The organism is Burkholderia sp. CpTa8-5 (assembly GCF_017815045.1).
GTDB classification, from domain to species: Bacteria; Pseudomonadota; Gammaproteobacteria; order Burkholderiales; family Burkholderiaceae; genus Burkholderia; species Burkholderia sola.
In genome coordinates this window covers 75,580-93,166 of the sequence record NZ_JAGIQD010000026.1, presented here as the reverse complement: position 1 = coordinate 93,166, position 17,587 = coordinate 75,580, and the positions used below count along the sequence as shown (strand labels likewise).

Below are 17,587 nucleotides of genomic sequence, written 5' to 3'. Positions count from 1 at the left end.
CGCCGAACGACTGGCTCGAGCGCAATGTGTACTCGAAGTACCCGATTCTCGGCATCAGCATGATGATGGTGATCGACACGCGCGGTCGGGTTGCGGGCGGCCGGCCGGCGCGCGGAACACGAGCGCGAGCCCCGCGATGATCGCGCCCATGCCGGCGAGCGCGAGCGGCTCGGGCCGGTTGCCGAGCCACACGGCGTCCATCAGCGTGGTGACGACGGGCACGAGATAGAACAGGCTCGTCACGTTGACGAGATCGCCGCGCTGCATCAACCGGTAGAACAGCAGTTGCGCGATCACCGAGATCACGATGCCGAGCCACAGCAGCGGCACGACGAACGCCCAGCTCATATCGAACGACACCGGCCGGAACGGCACGATCGCGACGCACAGCGCGAGGCCGATCGCATTCTGCAGCGGCAGCACGTCGGCGGGCGCCGCGCGGACGCGCTTTTGCAGCAGCGAGCCGACGGTCAGCGCGACGAGCGCCGTGAGCGCGCACGCGACGCCGGCAGCCGTCAGGCCGCCCGTCCCGCCGCTCACGCCGCGGCCGACGACGAGCGCGAGGCCGGCGAGCGATAGCGCGAGTCCCGCGATGCGCACCGGTTGCCAGCGACGCTCGACGATCGCGAGCGTGAGGATCGGCTGCACGCCGAGGATCGTCGCGAGCACGCCGGGCGCGATGCCGCGCTCGAGCGCGAGCAGGTAGAAGATCGAATAGCCGCCCATCATCAGCAAGCCGGTCAGCGCGGCCATGCGCCGCTCGCCGCGCGGCGGCAGCCAGCGTTTGCGCATGAACGCCAGCGCGAGCAGCACGAGCGATGCGAGCGCGAAGCGGGCGGTGAGAAAGGCGAACGCGGACGCGTGACGCAGACCGAGTTCGGCGAAGATCGCGCCGCTGCTCCACAGCAGTACGAAGAGCGACGTCGCGCCATGCGCGGCGAGCGCGCGTTTGAACGAAACCATGTGAATCCACCTGTCGAACGGATCGAAACGTTCCATTCGCGCGCGCGGCAACACGTCGTGCGTCATGACGCACGTACCTGTGGCCAACGGGGCGAATGGAAGACGAAAACGGATGCCGGCGAGTCAGCCGGCGCGTGCCGCCGAAGGGGGCGGCGCGGCGCAGACGAGCGGCGGTGCGACAGGGGGAGGAAGGACCGACGGATGCGCGCACGCCCGCGGCCGCGAGTCGAACTGCGGCCGGGATTTTGCGAGGGCGGACGTGAGCGGATACATCGTGTCGGATGTGCGGTTGAACGCGAATGAAAGGTTAAGGTACCGCAAGGCAGCCATCGAACGCAACTGCTGTCGGCGGCTGCATATCGCGAGCGACATGTCGCGCCGATGCAGGCCGATGCCGGTGCGCGCGCAAGCGTTCGACGAACGGTGGATAGCGATCGGCATGCGATGCGCGCGACGTGATTCCGGTCGGCCGCGCGAAGTGTTCGGATGATTCCGCAGCGGCGAAGCGAAGCGGCACGCGCGTTGCGTCAACATGTGCGCGCGGCGGCGCCGGGCGGTTTCGGTGGGCAGTCACATTCGACAGGGTATGATGGGGGTAACCGGGCGGGCAAGTACGTGCCCGACGCAGTGGTTGATTGGAGACATTCGACGAATTCGCGGCACTTCGCCTGCTTCTTCTTCTTTTCGCGCTTCGATAAACCGTGAACAATGGGATCACGCGCAACGCTCCGCCGAGAGCGGCGCGGATCGTGCATTTGCCGGCTCGCCAGCGGGCCGGGTTTCAAGATTCAAGAGTGGGGAACCATCATGCATATCGGGTCGATCGTCTGCACTACCCATATCGCGGTGCCGAAGGGCGCGCGCGGCATCGTCCAGCGCATCCTGGGCGACATGGCCATGGTGACCTGGTACGCGGGCGTGCCGGGTGAGTCGAAAGAACTCAACACCGAGCCTTTCTTTCTCGAGGACCTGATCGACACCGGCGAATCCGTTCTGCCGGCCGGCGCGGCGCTTCACTAAGGCTCGTCTTTCGGTCCGGCTGGCGGCACAATGCGGGGCATGACAGACGCCACTTCCGCTCCCGCTTCCTCCGCCAGCCCGCCGTTCGCCGGCCTCACGCCCGAGTGCGTGCTCGACGCGCTCGACAGCGTGCTGATGCCGGCCGGCCTGCGCACCGACGGGCGCCTGCTCGCCCTCAACAGCTACGAAAACCGCGTCTACCAGGTCGGCATCGAAGACGGCCCGCCGGTCGTCGCGAAGTTCTATCGCCCGGCGCGCTGGTCCGACGACGCGATCCTCGAAGAGCATGCGTTCGTCGCCGAACTCGCCGCGCGCGAGATTCCGGCGGTGCCCGCGCGTGCCTTCGACGGCCGCACGCTGCACGCGTTCGACGGCTTCCGATTCTCGATCTTCGAGCGGCGCGGCGGCCGCGCACCCGATCTCGACCGCAGCGACACGCTCGAATGGCTCGGCCGCTTCATCGGCCGCATTCATGCGGTCGGCGCGACGCAGCCGTATGTCGCGCGTCCCGTGCTCGACATCGCCACGTTCGGCTACGAGCCGCGCGACTACCTGCTCGCGCACGATTTCATTCCGGATGACGTAAGACCGGCGTACGAGACCGCGGTCAAGCTCGCGCTCGAAGGCGTCGAGGCCGCGTTCGAGCGCGCCGGAGAGATCCGCCTGCTGCGCACGCACGGCGACTGTCATCCGAGCAACGTACTGTGGACCGATGCCGGCCCGCATTTCGTCGACTTCGACGACAGCCGGATGGCGCCGGCCGTGCAGGATCTGTGGCTGCTGCTGCCGGGCGATCGCGAAGGCGCATCGCGCGCGCTGGCCGACCTGCTCGCCGGCTACGAGGATTTCTGCGAATTCGAGCCGCGCGAGCTGCATCTGGTCGAAGCGCTGCGCACGCTGCGGCTGATCCACTATGCGGCGTGGCTCGCGCGGCGCTGGGACGATCCCGCGTTTCCGGCCGCCTTCCCGTGGTTCAACACGCATCGTTACTGGGAAGCGCGCGTGCTCGAACTGCGCGAGCAGATCGGCGCGATGCAGGAAGGGCCGCTCTGGCCCGTGTGACGTGTGGCGGCTGCATGCGCGGCATCCATGCCGCGCGGTAGCTTCGCCGGGGCCGCGGCGCGACGCGGCCCGCCCTCTCAGAACTTCAGCATCAGCTTGATCAGCGCGGCGAAGCGCTTGCCGTACGGCGGTGCGAGCAGGTTGCGCGCGTTCAGCCGCGCCTGCGTGAGCACCGGCTTCATCTTCGAGAACGTCACGAAGCCGTCGTAGCCGTGATACGCGCCCATGCCGCTCGCGCCGACGCCGCCGAACGGCAAGCTGCCGCACGCGATGTGCATCAGCGTTTCGTTGATCGACACGCCGCCCGAGACCGTTTCGCGCATCACGCGGTCGATCGTGCCGCCATCCTCGTCGAACAGGTATAGCGCGAGCGGACGCGGGCGCGCATTGACGTATGCGATCGCTTCGTCGAGCCGTTCGTACGGCACGAGCGGCAGCAGCGGCCCGAAGATTTCCTCCTGCATCAGTGGCGACGCGGCCGGCACCTGCGTGACCGCGCACGGCACGAAGCGGCGCGACACCGGATCGGACTGCGCGTCGGACAGCGGATGCAGCTGCGCGCCGGCGGCCTGCGCATCGCTTGCCAGTTGCTGCAGACGTGCGTAGTGACGCGGCGACACGATCGTCGTGTAGTCGCCGTTGGTCGACAGGTCCGGATACAGCTTCGCGAAGCGGGCCCGCGCGCGTTCGATGAACGCGCCTTCCATGCCGCGCGGCAGCAGCACGTAGTCGGGCGCGATGCAGGTCTGGCCGGCGTTCAGCGTCTTGCCGGCGACGATCGCGTCGACGGCCGCGTCGAAGCGCGCATTCGGGCCGACGATCGCCGGCGACTTGCCGCCGAGTTCCAGCGTGACGGGCGTGAGGTTGTCGGCGGCCGCGCGCATCACGTGGCGGCCGACCTGCGTCGAGCCGGTGAACAGCAGATGGTCGAACGGCAGTGCGCTGAACGCGGCGCCGACTTCCGCGTCGCCGTTCACGACCGCGACGTGGTCGCGCGTGAAGGTCTTGCCGATCAGTTGCTCGAACAGCGCCGACGTGCGCGGCGTCAGTTCGGACATCTTGATGATCGCGCGGTTGCCGGCGGCGAGCGCGCAGATCAGCGGGCCCACGGCGAGCAGTACCGGGTAGTTCCACGGCACGACGATGCCGACCACGCCGAGCGGTTGCGGAATCACCTTCGCGCGCGCCGGGCGCAGCCACTTGTTCATCGGCTTGCGGATCGGCTTCATCCAGCGCTTGCCGTGCTTCAGCGCATCGTCGATCTCTTCCTTCGCCATCCAGATTTCCGACAGCAGCACTTCCTGCTTCGCGCGATGGCCGAAATCGGCGCTGATTGCGTCGGCGAGCGCATCCGCGTGATCGATCAGCATCGTGCGCAGCGCGCGCAGGTGCTGCGCGCGCGTGTCCCATGCCGGGTACGGTGCGCGCAGGTACGCCGCGCGCTGGTCGTGCAGCAGCGACGTCAGCGCATCGACCGACGGCAGTGCTTGCGGGGCCAGTTCGGGCAGGTCGTTCTTCATGTCGTCTCCTCCAGTTGGGCCTGGCTGATCGGCCGGCCGTCACGCCGCACGCGCACGCTCGGCGAGCGCGGCGACGCGGATCGGGTGATGCGTGTCGCCCGGCGCGGGGCCGGATGCGACGGGTGCTCGAAAACCGGTTTCAGTACGCGGCAAGCGTCGTATCCGCGCGACGGTGTCCGCGTCCGAACGTCGTGCCGCACGGCATGCGCATACGAGCCGATACGGTGACGCGCGGGCACGCGATGCCGTCTCGCGATCGTCTGCCGGTGTACCGCGGCGGCGCAGCGCGACAGATCCGCGGCGGTGGCTCGCCGCGGATCGTTCGGCGGCGGCGACACACCGTCCAAACGGTCGGCGACGACACGTGCCGTTCGATTTCCACCGACCGCGCGCATGGCGCCGTGCATCGTCGCGCGGGCCGTCGTTTGAAATGAAATGCGGACCGCGCGCGTGACCGCCGGATCACCCGGTCGGCACGCGGCCGGCAGGCGTTGGCGCTGCATCGTCGTTCCTCCCGTTTCGCGACGAATCGGCTTCTCGTGGCCGGTGCATCGCGCGACGCGACTCGATACATCTTAAATTTAGTTCACGCGGGCGTTTAGAGGAATCGCTCTTGAATCGGCGCGCCGCGCACGGGACGGCCATTCCTACAATGCCCCGAGGGTCTGTTTGCAGATGGAACACGCATGCGTTGCCATGAGAACGGCCGCTCGCGAGGCGCGCGACGCCGCGAATACTGACGTATTCGCAAGGAGTGCAACGCGGCGAGCGGCCGTTCTCATGGCAACCCCAAATTAAAAAATCATGTAACGGGAATGCCCGAAATCGCCCGTATGGCGGCGTCGCTCGTCGCTTGTTTGGCTCGGCCAAACAGCGCTCCTCGCTCCTTGCCCTACGGGCGATTTCGGGCATTCGCATGCGTGTTCCATCTGCAAACAGACCCTCCAGAGGAGACGCGGTCGCGCGGCGGTGCCGGGCGCCTTCCATGACACGACGGAGACGTGACATGCAATACGACTACATCATCGTCGGCGGCGGCTCGGGCGGTTCGAGCCTCGCCGGCCGTCTCGCCGATGCCTGCCCCGATGCGACGATCGCGCTGATCGAGGCCGGCTCGCATACGGAGCGCAACCTGCTCGTCAACATGCCGGTCGGCATCGCGGCGCTGGTGCCGTTCAAGCTCGGCACCAACTACGGCTACGAGACGGTGCCGCAGCCGGGCCTCGGCGGGCGGCGCGGTTATCAGCCGCGCGGGCGCGGGATGGGCGGCTCGAGCGCGATCAACGCGATGATCTACACGCGCGGCCACCCGACCGACTACGACGAGTGGGCGCAGCTCGGCGCGACGGGCTGGGGTTGGCAGGACGTGCTGCCGTATTTCCGCCGCGCGGAAGGCAACGAACGCGGCGCGGACGCATGGCACGGCGCGGACGGGCCGCTGTCGGTATCGGATCTGCGCTTCCGCAATCCGTTCTCCGAACGATTCATCCAGGCCGCGCACGCGGCCGGCTATCCGCTGAACGACGACTTCAACGGGGCGACGCAGGAAGGCGTCGGCTTCTATCAGGTCACGCATCGCGACGGCTCGCGCTGCAGCGTGGCGCGCGCGTACATCTACGGTCGCAACCGGCCGAACCTGCACGTGGTCCCCGATGCGACGGTGCTGCGCGTCGGCTTCGACGGCAAGCGCGCGGTCGGCGTCGTCGTGTCGCGCAACGGGCGGGTCGAGACGCTCGGCGCGCGCGCGGAAGTGGTCCTGTCGGCCGGCGCGTTCAATTCGCCGCAACTGCTGATGTGTTCGGGGATCGGCCCGGCCGATCAGTTGCGCCGGCACGGGATCGCGGTCGTGCAGGATGCGCCGGACGTCGGCGCGAACCTGATCGACCACATCGACTTCATCATCAACACCCGCGTGAATTCGTCGGAACTGGTCGGCGTGTGCGTGCGCGGGATCGCGAAGATGACGCCCGCGCTCGTGCGCTATTTCTCGAGCCGCACGGGGATGATGACGAGCAACGTCGCGGAGGCCGGCGGCTTCATCAAGAGCGATCCGTCGCTCGCGCGGCCCGACCTGCAACTGCATTTCTGCACGGCGCTCGTCGACGATCACAACCGCAAGATGCACTGGGGTTTCGGCTATTCGCTGCACGTGTGCGCGCTGCGGCCGTTCAGCCGCGGCACGGTCGCGCTCGCGAGCGGCGATGCGCGCGACGCGCCGCTGATCGATCCGCGCTTCTTCAGCGATTCACGCGACCTCGACCTGCTGGTGCGCGGTACGCACGCGATGCGCCGCATCCTGTCGCAGGCGCCGCTCGCGTCGCACGGCGGGCGCGAGCTGTACACGCGGCCGGACCAGAGCGAAGCGGAGCTGCGCGCGACGATCGTCGCGCATGCGGACACGATCTATCACCCGGTCGGCACCTGCCGGATGGGCTCGGATGTGCGCGCGGTCGTCGATCCGCAACTGCGCGTGCGCGGCGTCGACGGGCTGCGGGTGGTGGATGCGTCGGTGATGCCGACGCTGGTCGGCGGGAACACGAATGCGCCGTCGGTGATGATCGGCGAACGCGCGGCGGACTTCATCGTCGCCGCGCGCAAGGGCGGCGTCCCGCGCGGCGAGGCGGCTGCCGCGGTGCACGGCCGCTGAACGCGGCGCGCGCACGGCAGCAGCAGCCCATGCTCAGGCAAACGTATCGACGAGGCCGGCGCGGCTCGCGCGCGCGGCGACCGGTGCGGATTGCGCGGCGTCGACGGGTGCATCGACGGCTGACGGTCCGCCGTTCCCGCGTCGCGGCGACTGGCCGCCGGCGAAGGTCTGCTGCGGGTTTTGCTGCTGTTGCTGCGAAGCGAAACCGCCGTCGCTGACGGTCGCGCTGCCGAGCCCGAGCCCGCCCGCTTCCATCGCTTCGCGCAGCTTCGGCAGCGCGGCTTCGACCGCGTCGCGCACCTGCGCGTGCTGCGACACGAACAGTGCGTGCGCATGGTTGTCCGCGACGCGCAGCACGACCTGCAGCGGCCCGAGATCGGGCGGGTTGAGCGTCAGCTCGGCGCTCTGCTGGTGCGCATTCGACAGGAACACCACCTTCTGGCTCAGCGCATCCGTCCAGTCGGCCGTGCCGACGTGCGGCGCGAGCACGTGCGCGTTGGCGGCGGCGATCGCGCCGGCTGCCGGCGACAGTTGCAGGTTCGCCTGCGCGGCGGCGGCAGCCGTTGCGCCGGCCGCGAGCGTCGCGCTGGCGGCCGGGTCCGTCGCGTTGCTGGCCGCCGCGAGCGCGTGCTGGACGCCGGACTGCGCGTTCGCGTCGGCCTGCAGTGTCTGCGCGGTGATCTGGGTCGGCGTCGGTTGCGTGGCGAGCGCGCCTTTCGCGTCGGCGAGCGTGCGGTCGAAGGTCGGCACTTTCGGCGTCAGCGGTGCGGCGGCGTTCGATGCGGTTGCGGCCGGCGTCGTCGGCGTGGCGGCGGCGGTCGCGCCGGTCGCCGGCATCGCGATCGCGCCCGCGCCGCCCGTCAGCTTGGCGAGCGCCGCTTGCAGCGCGTCGCGGCTCGATGCCGGGTCGGTCGGTTGGGCGGCCGCGTCCTGGGCTGCATGATCGGCGAGCGTCGCCGCGGCGTCCGGCTGGCCGGACACGGCCGTCTTTTGCGTCGTGGCCGCGGCGGCAACGGCCGCGGCGGTCGCCGCGTCGGCCGGCGTCGCGGTGTCCGGGCGCGCCTGCAATTGCGCCTGCACGGCCGCGGCGGCCGCAAGCGCGGCGGCGTCGGGGTTGACGGCGGCGTTCGCGGTCGTGTCGTCGGTCGCCTTGTCGTCATCCGTGCCGGACGGTTTCGCGCCGGCGGCCGGCTTCGACGCAGCCTGTTGGGTCGACGCGTCCGGCGTGCCGGCGTTGGCCGTATCGCCGCGCGTGGCGACGCTTTGCTTGAGCGTCTGCGCGAACGGCGCGGCGCTCGTGGCGGCCGACGCATCGTTGGCGGCGGACGAACCCGAGCCGCGGGCGGCCTTGAGTGCGGCGCCGGCGGTGTCGAGCAGCGCGCCGAGCAGGGGCAGGGGAGGCATGACGGTTCTCTCGTTCGAATGCGGTGGTCGGTTACGACGAACGGGCCGCGTCGGCCCGCATGCGCAGGATCTTCGCGGCGTGTTCGTCGGCGTCGCGCTGTTCGCGCCGGGCGTCGCGCTGTGCTTCCTGCGCGACGCCGCGCGCCTGCAGGATTTCATACGAGCCGACGGTACGTTTCTTCTGCTGCCAGTTCGGGCGCGCCTCGTCGATGCGGACGTCGGCCGCGGCGAGCACGCTGCGCTGCTGCGCGATCGCGGCATCGAGCGTGTCGATGAACGCCTGGAAATTGCGCCAGTTGCCGGCCGGCATCCCGCTTTGCGCGGATTGCGCGAAGCGCGCGTGATATTCGTCGCGATAGCGCAGCAGCGCGTCGAGCTGTTCGGCCGCCGCGGTGCGGTCGCGCTGCGCGGTGCCGAGCTGCTTTGCGGCCGAGTCGAGGTCGTCCTGCGCACGGTCGAGCAGCAACTGAAGGGGAAAGCCGTGGGCCATCGGGATCAGCCTCCGTAAGCGTCGAACAGCGCATCGAGCGCAGTGAGGCTCGATGCGAACGGCGCGCATTCGCGAAAGCCTTGCTGCAGGAACGCCTCGATGCGCGGGTAGAGCGCGATCGCGCGGTCGAGCTGCGCGTCGCGGCCGGGGGCGTACGCGCCGACCGCGATCAGGTCGCGGTTGCGCTGGTAGCGCGACAGCATCTGCTTGAACTGCCGCACGTGGTCGAGATGCGTTTCGTCGATCAGCGCGGTCATCGCGCGGCTGATCGACGCTTCGATGTCGATCGCGGGATAGTGGCCGGCCTCGGCGAGCGCGCGCGACAGCACGATGTGGCCGTCGAGGATCGCGCGCGCCGAATCGGCGATCGGGTCCTGCTGGTCGTCGCCTTCGGTCAGCACCGTGTAGAACGCGGTGATCGAGCCGCCGCCTTCGGGCCCGTTGCCGGTGCGCTCGACGAGCGCGGGCAGCTTCGCGAACACCGACGGCGGATACCCCTTGGTCGCGGGCGGCTCGCCGATCGCCAGCGCGATCTCGCGCTGCGCCATCGCGTAGCGCGTCAGCGAATCCATCAGCAGCAGCACGTGCTTGCCCTGGTCGCGGAAATACTCGGCGAGCGACGTCGCGTACGCGGCGCCCTGCATCCGCAGCAGCGGCGACACGTCGGCCGGCGCCGCGACGACGACCGAGCGCGCGAGCCCATCCTCGCCGAGGATCTGTTCGATGAATTCCTTCACTTCGCGGCCGCGTTCGCCGATCAGCCCGATCACGATCACTTCCGCGCTCGTGTAGCGCGCCATCGTGCCGAGCAGCACCGACTTGCCGACGCCGGAGCCCGCGAACAGGCCCATCCGCTGGCCGCGGCCGACGGTGAGCAGCGCGTTGATCGCGCGCACGCCGACGTCGAGCACGTGGTGGATCGGTTCGCGATCGAGCGGGTTGATCGACGGCGCCGACAGCGGCGCATCGACTTTCGACGCGAGCGGGCCGAGGCCGTCGAGCGGGCGGCCCGACGCGTCGACGACGCGCCCGAGCATCTCCCAGCCGACCGGCAGCCGCTTCGCGCCCGCGAGCGGATCGGCGACGGGCGCGCTTTCGCGCGGCCACACGCGTGCGCCGGGCAAGACGCCTGCGACGTCGGTGGTCGGCATCAGGAACAGGCGGTCGCCGGCGAAGCCGACGACTTCCGCTTCCGCGTGCGGCAGCGTGCTGCCGGGCGGCAGTTCGATCGTGCATTCTGCGCCGACCGACAGGCGCAGCCCGATCGCCTCGAGCACGAGGCCGGCCGCGCGCGTGAGGCGCCCGCACGGGCGCAGCGGCAGCGCGTGGTGGCTGCGCGCGGCGAGCCCGTTCAGGTGCGTGCGCCAGTGCGCGAGATGCGGGTTGTGCGGCGCGCGCGGGGCGGCGGCGGCGGCCGCGGACGCGGGGTGCGGCGTGGCATCGTGCGCGGCCGCCGGCCCGAACGACGCGAGCGCGAGCTCGCGTTCGAGCGGCGTCATGCCGTCGTGCGCGAGCGCGTCGGGCGAGCGCGTCACCACGTGCTTACCTTGCCGATCGCGGCGGCGACGCGCTGCCAGCGCGTGGGCAGCGTCGCGTCGACCTCGCCGGTCGCGGCGTGCGCGCGGCAGCCGCCGCGCTCGATCGACGCGTCGGTGCGCACGTTCCAGCCGAGCGTGTCGAGATCGTCCTGCAGATACGCTTCGACGACGGGCAGGTCGGCCGGATTGACCGCGAGATGCGGCGCGCCGGACAGCGCGGGTTCGGCCGCGAGCACGTCGCGCACGGCGGCGACCAGTGCGGCCGGGTCGTGCTTCACGTGCTGGCGCACGACCTGCTGCGCGATGTCGAGCGCGAGCTGCGCGAGGTCGGACGCGAGATCGTGTTCGACGGTCGCCACGGCTTCGCGGAACGACGCGGCGAGCGCCGCGAGCTGCGCGGCCTGTTCGCGTGCGTCGGCCTGGCCGGCCTCGAAGCCCTGTTCGCGGCCCTGCTCGAAACCGGCCTGGTAGCCGCGCGCCTGGCCTTCGACGTGGCCGGCCGCATGGCCTTCGGCGTGCGCGGCGTCGCGCACGCGCTGCAATTCCTCGGCGAGCGCGGCCGCAGCGGCCGCCGCGTCGTCGGGCGGCGGCGGGGGCGGCGGCGGGTCGAACGACGCCATCTCCCACCGCTGGTATGCGGTGAGGGTGCCCACGCGATCGCTCGCCGAATCAGACATACGCGTCTTCCGCCTTGCCGCCGATCGCGATCGCGCCGCTCTCGGCCAGGTTGCGCACGATCTGCAGGATGCGGCGCTGCTGCGTCTCGACGTCGGACACGCGTACCGGGCCGCGTGCGTCGAGATCCTCGGCGAGCAGTTCGGCCGCGCGCTGCGACATGTTCGCGAGGAACTTCTGACGCAGCGCGGGCGGTGCGCCCTTCAACGCGATGATCAGCGTTTCCGACTCGACTTCCTTCAGGATCATCTGGATCGCGCGATCCTCGAGGTCGAGCAGGTTCTCGAACACGAACATCTGGTCGATGATCTTCTGCGCGAGATCGGCGTCGTACTGGCGCACGCTTTCGAGCACGCCTTCCTCGTGCACGCTGGTCATGAAGTTCAGGATCTCGGCCGCGGTGCGGATGCCGCCCATCGGGCTGCGCTTCAGGTTGTCGCTGCCGGACAGCAGGCCCGTCAGCACGTCGTCGAGCTCGCGCAGCGCGGCCGGCTGGATGCCGTCGAGCGTCGCGATCCGCAGCAGCACGTCGTTACGCAGCCGTTCGGTGAAGCACGATGCGATTTCGGACGCCTGGTCGCGGTCGAGGTGCACGAGGATCGTCGCGATGATCTGCGGATGCTCGTTCTTGATCAGTTCGGCCACCGCGGCCGAATCCATCCATTTGAGGCCCTCGATGCCGCTCGTGTCGCTGCCCTGCAGGATGCGGTCGATCAGCACGCCGGCCTTGTCCTCGCCGAGCGCCTTCGTCAGCACCGAGCGGATGTACTCGTTGGAATCGAGCGACAGCGCGGTGTGCTGCTCGGCTTCCTTCACGAATTCCTGCAGCACGTCCTCGACCTGCTCGCGCGTGACGTTCTTCAGCGCGGCCATCGCCACGCCGATCTTCTGGACCTCGCGCGGCGCGAGGAACTTGAATACCTGCGCGGCCTCTTCCTCGCCGATCGACATCAGCAGCAGCGCGCTCTTGGTCAAGCCTTCAGCGTTCATCGGACACCCAGTTCTTCACGACGGTGGCGACGATCTTCGGATCCTGGCGGGCGATCGTGCGCGCGTAGTCGAGGTTGCGTTCGTAGCGGTTCTTCTCGTTTTCGAAGCCGAGCAGCAGCGGATCGGCTTCGTCGGCTGGCTTCTCCAGCGCGGGCAGGCCGTCGAGCGCGACCGTGTCTTCCGGCGCGGCGAGCGCCGGCGCGGCCGGCTCGGGCGGCGGGAACGCGCGGCGCATCGCCGGGCGCACGAACATGAAGTAGAGCGCCGCTGCGGCCGCTGCGATGCCGAGCCACTTCGCGGCTTCCTTCGCCATCGCGATCACGTCGGGTTGGCGCCACCACGGCAGGTCGGCGTACGGGTCGCTCACGGTCGAGAACGCGCTGTTCACGACGTTGACCGAGTCGCCGCGCTTCGCGTCGTAGCCCATCGCATCCTTCACGAGCTGTTCGACCTGCGCGAGCTTCGCGGGCGGCAGCGGCTGCATCGTCACGTGGCCCTTCGCGTCGGCGACCGGCTGGTAGTTGACGACGACCGCGACCGACAGCCGCTTCACGCTGCCCATCGGCTGTTCGGTATGGCGGATCGTCTTGTCGAGCTCGTAGTTGGTCGTCTGGTCCTTGCGGTCGCTGACCGGCGTGGTCTGCGGCCCGTTCTGGCCGTTGCCCGCGACGATCGGCGCGGAGGCCGGCTGCGGCGGCGTGTTCGACAGCGCGCCCGGCACGCCCGACGCGCCGCCCTGCGCGAGTTCGGTCGCGCTGCTGGTCTGCTGGCTGCGGATCGCGGATTGCTGCGGATTGCCGTTCGGGCCGTAGCTTTCCGACGTCTGCTCGATCTTCGAGAAATCGAGATCGGCGCTGACCTGCGAGCGCGCGTTGCCGGCGCCGAAGATCGGCGCGAGGATCGCGTCGATGCGCTTCTGCGTGTTGTGCTCGACCTGCTGCACGTACTTGAGCTGGCTCGCGTCGAGGCCGGACGCGGACGCGGTCTGGGTCAGCAGGTTGCCGTCCTGGTCGACGATCGTCACGTTCTTGGCCGGCATGTCGGGCACGCCGGACGACACCATCCGCGTGATCGCCTGCACCTGGCCCTCGTCGAGCACGCGGCCCGGGTAGAGGTCGACGAACACCGACGCGCTCGGCGCTTCCTTGTCGCGCACGAACACCGACGGCTTCGGGATCGCGAGGTGCACGCGCGCGCCGCGCACGGCGTTGATCGATTCGATGGTGCGCTGCAGCTCGCCTTCGAGCGCGCGCTGGTAGTTGATCTGCTCGGCGAACTGGCTGATGCCGAATTTCTGGTTGTCCATCAGCTCGAAGCCGACCGAGCCGCCCTTCGGCAGCCCCATCGCGGCGAGCTTCAGGCGCGTTTCGTGCACCTGGCCCGACGGCACGAGGATCGCGCCGCCGGCATCGGCGAACTTGTAGGGAACGTTTGCCTGCTGGAGCGCGGCGATGATCGCGCCGCCGTCGCGGTCCGACAGGTTGCTGTACAGCACGCGGTAGTCGGGCGCGCGGCTCCACAGCACGAGCGCGGTGATCGCGGCGATCGCGAACGCGACGGCGATCACGAACGGCAGCTTCGGGTTGCCCTTCATCCGCGAGATGCCGGGGATGCGTTCGGCGAAGCCGCCCAGCCCGAAGTCCGCGCCTGCGCCGCCCGCGCCCGGCAACGCGGCGGCCGCGGCGGCGCCTGGCGCCGGGCTGAGGCCCGCGCGGGCGTCTGGGTTGATCAGCGAGTTGGCCTGCGAATCCATGCGTCGAGTTTCTCCGGAGCGGGACGACTGAGCTCGCTCGGACGAGCGGGCGGACAATGACACGATGCGATTATCGTGACCCGCGGCGCACTCCGATCGACCGAAAAGAGCGGGGTTTCCCCCGTACTTTCGCGGCTTTGACGCGCGCCGCGCTGCTATCCTTTTTCGCGATCCGGCATGGTGCGCGTGGTGCGGCGCCGGCGGGTCGCCCGGTGCGTCCGGGTCTCTTCTCTAGGTTTGGGGGCAGCATGACTGCGAACGTCAGCGGAATCGGTTCGGTGTTGCAACAGATGCAGTCGATGGCCGCGCAGGCGTCCGGCGGCGTCGCGAGCCCGACGGCGGCGCTGGCCGGCTCGGGCGCGGCGACGGCCGGCACGTTCGCGAGCGCGATGAAGGCGTCGCTCGACAAGATCAGCGGCGACCAGCAGCACGCGCTCGGCGAGGCGAAGGCGTTCGAGGTCGGCGCGCCGAACATCTCGCTGAACGACGTGATGGTCGACATGCAGAAAGCCAACATCGGCTTCCAGTTCGGGCTCCAGGTCCGCAACAAGCTAGTGAGCGCTTACAACGACATCATGCAGATGGCGGTGTGAGGGGCCATCAGGCGATGGGCATCCGCGGGCGGGCATTCGGGGACGGCTAACCGGCGGCGGGCATCCAGGAACGGCTCCAGGCTTGCGGAACGGGGCCGGCGAGCCGGCATCGGCGGCCCCCGCGTACCTAAAGCTTTTCAAATCCCTTCCGATAACTGCGGTGAAGGCCGCACCGTGCGACGCACGGCGGCGGCTCCCGACCAGCCAACGCAAATAACAAGGAGAAGTGCATGTTTTCCCCAGGACACGCTGGAGCCAGTGCGTACGCGCGTGTCGGCGTCGAGACCGGGGTGATGGGCGCTTCCCCGCACCGGCTGATCGCGATGCTGTACCAGGGCGCGCGGCAGGCGATCGCGCTGGCGCGCATGCATTTGCAGCAGGACAACGTCGCCGGGCGCGGCGAAGCGATCGGCAAGGCGATCCGGATCGTCGAGAGCGGCCTGCAGGCGTCGCTGAACCGCGACGCGGGCGGCGAGATCGCCGAACGGCTCAATGCGCTGTACACCTATATCGGCCGGCGCCTGCTGGAAGCGAACGCGCAGGCGAGCGACGCGATGCTGATCGAGGTCGACGGCTTGCTCGCGACGCTCGAGGAAGCATGGACGGGCATCGCCCCGGAAGTCGCGCGGATGGCCGCGCAACAGGTAGCGGAAGCATCACGATGAATCACAAGGCCGAATACTTCGCGCGTTACGAGGCGCTCGCCGCCGTGTCGGGCCGGATGCTGTGCGCCGCGCGCGGCGCCGACTGGAACGCGTTGCCGGAGTTGCAGGCCGAATTCATGCAACTCGTCGACGGGTTGAAGCAGGCCGATCCGGCCGTCGTGCTCGACGAATCGGATCTCGGCCGCAAGCTCGACCTGATCCGCCGCATCCTGGCCGACGACGCCGCGATCCGCGATCTCGCGAGCCCGGACGTCGCGCGGCTGTCCGCGCTGTTCGAGGCGCGGCGCTCGACCCAGGTATTGACCGATCTTTATCGCGCGCGCGGGTAGGGCCGTGCGCCGGGCGACCGGCGCGAGGCGCCCGGACCCGGCGCCGCATGCGGCGCGCGCTGTTCCCGTGCGCGGCACCGGCGTGCCGCGCGCGGATTCGCAACCCGTTGGCTGAGCTGAGCAGGCCCCGATCATGACCGGTATCGACTCCGTTGCGGCCGCGCTGCTGGCGAGCCGCCTCGACAGCCTGCTGACCGGCACCGTCGCGGCGTCCGCCGGCGGCGGCGCGACCGCGCAGGTCGGCACGCCGGGCGCCGGCGCGTCGTCCCCGCCGCCGACCGGCAGCCCGCCCGCCGCGCCGCCGGCTTCCACGCAGACCGCGCTGTCCGATGTCGGACGCGTGCTCGACGCGATCTCGCGCTCGGGCGGCGATGCGACGCCAGCGATCGTCGGCCGGCTGCCGCTGCTCGCCGATCCGGCCGTGCTGCTCACCGATACGCCGGTGCCCGCGCCGACGCCCGCGCCGGCTGCGTCCGCACCCACCGGGGCTTCCACGCCGGCTTCCGCTCAAGCGTCGTCCGCCGCGGCGACGCGCGAAGCGGCCGCGCCGCCGCCGGTCGCGGCGTTGCGTGCGGCGTTGGCGCAGACCGTGAGCGAAAGCGGCCTCTTCTACGAATCCCATCTCGCGCAGTGGCTGGCCGGCCAGCGTCCGCTCGCAGCGCTGATGCGCGAGCCGCAGGCACGCCTCGCGACCGCGCTCGCGCCGGCCGACCCGACAGTCGTCCCGCACGACTCGACCGACGTGCTCGACGAACTGCTCGCGCAGCGCCCGCCGCTGCCGGCCGCCGCGCGGGCCAGCGCGCCACCGTCGGCCCAGGGCGGCGCATCGGCGCGCGACCCCGCGCAGGCCGCACCGGCAGCAGCCCGGCCGGGCACGTCGTTGCCGCCCGATACCGCCGATCCGCTGGCTGCGCACGCCGATACGCGCTGGACGCCCGCGCGCGCCGAGCTGGCCGCCGCATCGTCCGATCCGCAGGCGCAGCCGCTCGCGACCGTGCATCCGGCCGCCGTGCCGCTCGTTCGGCAGCAGCTCGATGCGCTCGCGACCGACCAGTTTCGCTGGACCGGCGAGGCGTGGCCCGGTGCGCGGCTCGACTGGACGATCGAACCCGACGAGCCGGGCCACCGCGCGCCGCGCGGCGGCGGCGACGACACGGGCGACGGCATCGCGTGGCGCACGCGCCTCACGTTGACGCTGCCGTCGCTCGGCACGGTCGATGCCGAACTGGTGCTGAACGGCGCGCAGCTCGTCGCCCGGCTGCGCGCGAACCAGACGGGCGCCGACCGTCTCACGCGCCACGAAGCCGCGCTGCGGCAGCGGCTCGAAGGCTCGGGGCTCAAGGTGGGCGGGCTGTCGATCCGCGCGGTCGACGACGGGCCGGACGGCTTCGACCTGTTCGCCGCCCAGGCCGCCGCCGCCGCGTATGCGCGCGGTGCGGCCGGCGGCCCCGATGCGCGGGTGCCGGGCGACGATGACGAGGCGCTGCGATGAGCATGACGTCCCGCAAGCGCGCGGCCGCGCTCGTCTACGACCCGAAAGGCGGCGATGCGGCGCCGCGCGTGGTCGCGAAGGGCTATGGCGTGCTCGCCGAGATGATCGTCGCGCGCGCGCACGATGCGGGGCTGTACGTGCACACGGCGCCGGAGATGGTGTCGCTGCTGATGCAGGTCGATCTCGACGACCGGATTCCGCCGCAGCTCTATCAGGCGGTCGCCGACCTGCTCGCGTGGCTGTACGCGCTCGATCGCACCGAGCCTGCGCCGGATGGCGTCGCGCCGCGTTTTCCGTTGCCGCCGTTGCGCTGAACGGCCTGCCGTCGGGCGGCTTCTTGCGGATGGCAGTCCGTGGTCAGCGGGATGGTTCCGCCGACATTTTGCGTCTATCGATCGCCATCGTGTCGCGACGCATGCCTTCTTGCGCATTCGCGCGCGCATTGA

At 70.3% G+C, this 17,587-nt stretch carries 17 protein-coding genes; 8 read left to right on the top strand and 9 right to left on the bottom strand.

Going from position 1 to position 17,587, the window contains the following annotated elements:
* Positions 1-54: 54 nt before the first annotated feature.
* Positions 55-963: a DMT family transporter gene (locus tag J8I35_RS28575; RefSeq protein WP_209928158.1), complete on the bottom strand. Its 909-nt coding sequence runs from the start codon at positions 961-963 to the stop codon at positions 55-57.
* 807 nt (positions 964-1,770) lie between these two features.
* Between J8I35_RS28575 and J8I35_RS28570 the strand changes: the two genes are divergently transcribed.
* Positions 1,771-1,983 (top strand): hypothetical protein, encoded by a 213-nt coding sequence (locus tag J8I35_RS28570; RefSeq protein WP_006477514.1) that lies wholly within the window; start codon positions 1,771-1,773, stop codon positions 1,981-1,983.
* Positions 1,984-2,022: 39 nt separating this feature from the next.
* Entirely contained in the window at positions 2,023-3,045 is a 1,023-nt protein-coding gene (locus J8I35_RS28565; protein WP_124556258.1) for a serine/threonine protein kinase, read from the top strand.
* A 77-nt stretch (positions 3,046-3,122) separates the two neighbouring features.
* On the opposite strand, the gene J8I35_RS28560 is transcribed toward J8I35_RS28565, so the two are convergent.
* Positions 3,123-4,565: a coniferyl aldehyde dehydrogenase gene (locus J8I35_RS28560; protein ID WP_124556259.1), complete on the bottom strand. Its 1,443-nt coding sequence runs from the start codon at positions 4,563-4,565 to the stop codon at positions 3,123-3,125.
* Positions 4,562-5,068, bottom strand: coding sequence for a hypothetical protein (locus tag J8I35_RS28555; RefSeq protein WP_209928156.1), 507 nt, complete (start codon positions 5,066-5,068; stop codon positions 4,562-4,564). Before J8I35_RS28555 ends, J8I35_RS28560 begins: the two co-directional genes overlap by 4 nt.
* A gap of 503 nt (positions 5,069-5,571) precedes the next feature.
* Between J8I35_RS28555 and J8I35_RS28550 the strand changes: the two genes are divergently transcribed.
* Positions 5,572-7,212, top strand: coding sequence for a GMC family oxidoreductase N-terminal domain-containing protein (locus tag J8I35_RS28550; RefSeq protein WP_124556262.1), 1,641 nt, complete (start codon positions 5,572-5,574; stop codon positions 7,210-7,212).
* A gap of 33 nt (positions 7,213-7,245) precedes the next feature.
* Here J8I35_RS28550 and J8I35_RS28545 read toward each other — a convergent pair whose 3' ends face one another.
* Genes J8I35_RS28545 through fliF form a run of 6 tightly spaced genes read right to left on the bottom strand, consistent with a single transcriptional unit; the run spans position 7,246 to position 14,062 of the window.
* Positions 7,246-8,616, bottom strand: coding sequence for a flagellar hook-length control protein FliK (locus tag J8I35_RS28545; protein WP_209928151.1), 1,371 nt, complete (start codon positions 8,614-8,616; stop codon positions 7,246-7,248).
* Between the two features lie 31 nt (positions 8,617-8,647).
* The gene (fliJ, locus tag J8I35_RS28540) at positions 8,648-9,106 is read right to left on the bottom strand and encodes a flagellar export protein FliJ (protein WP_050014220.1); all 459 of its coding nucleotides are present in this window, start codon (positions 9,104-9,106) and stop codon (positions 8,648-8,650) included.
* 5 nt (positions 9,107-9,111) lie between these two features.
* Positions 9,112-10,644 (bottom strand): flagellar protein export ATPase FliI, encoded by a 1,533-nt coding sequence (gene fliI, locus J8I35_RS28535; protein WP_209928149.1) that lies wholly within the window; start codon positions 10,642-10,644, stop codon positions 9,112-9,114.
* Complete coding sequence (gene fliH, locus J8I35_RS28530; protein ID WP_050014222.1) at positions 10,638-11,321, bottom strand: flagellar assembly protein FliH; 684 nt, start codon at positions 11,319-11,321, stop codon at positions 10,638-10,640. The genes fliI and fliH overlap by 7 nt, the downstream gene beginning before the upstream one ends.
* Positions 11,314-12,309 carry a flagellar motor switch protein FliG gene (gene fliG, locus J8I35_RS28525; protein ID WP_050014223.1) on the bottom strand — a complete coding sequence of 332 codons (996 nt, stop codon included), beginning with the start codon at positions 12,307-12,309 and terminating at the stop codon, positions 11,314-11,316. The genes fliH and fliG overlap by 8 nt, the downstream gene beginning before the upstream one ends.
* Complete coding sequence (gene fliF / locus J8I35_RS28520) at positions 12,299-14,062, bottom strand: flagellar basal-body MS-ring/collar protein FliF (RefSeq protein ID WP_050014224.1); 1,764 nt, start codon at positions 14,060-14,062, stop codon at positions 12,299-12,301. Before fliF ends, fliG begins: the two co-directional genes overlap by 11 nt.
* A gap of 248 nt (positions 14,063-14,310) precedes the next feature.
* On the opposite strand from fliF, the gene fliE reads away from it, so the two are divergent.
* The 5 genes from fliE to J8I35_RS28495 all read left to right on the top strand — a co-directional run bounded on the left by fliE (position 14,311) and on the right by J8I35_RS28495 (position 17,455).
* Positions 14,311-14,655: a flagellar hook-basal body complex protein FliE gene (gene fliE, locus J8I35_RS28515; RefSeq protein ID WP_050014225.1), complete on the top strand. Its 345-nt coding sequence runs from the start codon at positions 14,311-14,313 to the stop codon at positions 14,653-14,655.
* A gap of 230 nt (positions 14,656-14,885) precedes the next feature.
* Complete coding sequence (gene fliS, locus J8I35_RS28510; RefSeq protein WP_050014226.1) at positions 14,886-15,320, top strand: flagellar export chaperone FliS; 435 nt, start codon at positions 14,886-14,888, stop codon at positions 15,318-15,320.
* Complete coding sequence (locus J8I35_RS28505) at positions 15,317-15,649, top strand: flagellar protein FliT (RefSeq protein WP_050014227.1); 333 nt, start codon at positions 15,317-15,319, stop codon at positions 15,647-15,649. Before fliS ends, J8I35_RS28505 begins: the two co-directional genes overlap by 4 nt.
* Before the next feature lie 133 nt (positions 15,650-15,782).
* Entirely contained in the window at positions 15,783-17,141 is a 1,359-nt protein-coding gene (locus J8I35_RS28500) for a flagellar hook-length control protein FliK (RefSeq protein WP_209928147.1), read from the top strand.
* Positions 17,138-17,455 (top strand): EscU/YscU/HrcU family type III secretion system export apparatus switch protein, encoded by a 318-nt coding sequence (locus J8I35_RS28495; RefSeq protein ID WP_050014230.1) that lies wholly within the window; start codon positions 17,138-17,140, stop codon positions 17,453-17,455. Before J8I35_RS28500 ends, J8I35_RS28495 begins: the two co-directional genes overlap by 4 nt.
* Positions 17,456-17,587: the final 132 nt, after the last annotated feature.

Coding starts and splice junctions, on each gene's coding strand:
- fliG (WP_050014223.1), bottom strand. CDS start 12,309: ATGAACGCTGAAGGCTTGACCAAGAGCGCGCTGCTGCTGATGTCGATC.
- fliS (WP_050014226.1), top strand. CDS start 14,886: ATGTTTTCCCCAGGACACGCTGGAGCCAGTGCGTACGCGCGTGTCGGC.
- fliH (WP_050014222.1), bottom strand. CDS start 11,321: ATGTCTGATTCGGCGAGCGATCGCGTGGGCACCCTCACCGCATACCAG.
- J8I35_RS28560 (WP_124556259.1), bottom strand. CDS start 4,565: ATGAAGAACGACCTGCCCGAACTGGCCCCGCAAGCACTGCCGTCGGTC.
- fliJ (WP_050014220.1), bottom strand. CDS start 9,106: ATGGCCCACGGCTTTCCCCTTCAGTTGCTGCTCGACCGTGCGCAGGAC.
- J8I35_RS28555 (WP_209928156.1), bottom strand. CDS start 5,068: ATGCAGCGCCAACGCCTGCCGGCCGCGTGCCGACCGGGTGATCCGGCG.
- J8I35_RS28565 (WP_124556258.1), top strand. CDS start 2,023: ATGACAGACGCCACTTCCGCTCCCGCTTCCTCCGCCAGCCCGCCGTTC.
- fliE (WP_050014225.1), top strand. CDS start 14,311: ATGACTGCGAACGTCAGCGGAATCGGTTCGGTGTTGCAACAGATGCAG.
- J8I35_RS28545 (WP_209928151.1), bottom strand. CDS start 8,616: ATGCCTCCCCTGCCCCTGCTCGGCGCGCTGCTCGACACCGCCGGCGCC.
- J8I35_RS28495 (WP_050014230.1), top strand. CDS start 17,138: ATGAGCATGACGTCCCGCAAGCGCGCGGCCGCGCTCGTCTACGACCCG.
- J8I35_RS28505 (WP_050014227.1), top strand. CDS start 15,317: ATGAATCACAAGGCCGAATACTTCGCGCGTTACGAGGCGCTCGCCGCC.
- J8I35_RS28570 (WP_006477514.1), top strand. CDS start 1,771: ATGCATATCGGGTCGATCGTCTGCACTACCCATATCGCGGTGCCGAAG.
- J8I35_RS28500 (WP_209928147.1), top strand. CDS start 15,783: ATGACCGGTATCGACTCCGTTGCGGCCGCGCTGCTGGCGAGCCGCCTC.
- fliF (WP_050014224.1), bottom strand. CDS start 14,062: ATGGATTCGCAGGCCAACTCGCTGATCAACCCAGACGCCCGCGCGGGC.
- J8I35_RS28575 (WP_209928158.1), bottom strand. CDS start 963: ATGGTTTCGTTCAAACGCGCGCTCGCCGCGCATGGCGCGACGTCGCTC.
- J8I35_RS28550 (WP_124556262.1), top strand. CDS start 5,572: ATGCAATACGACTACATCATCGTCGGCGGCGGCTCGGGCGGTTCGAGC.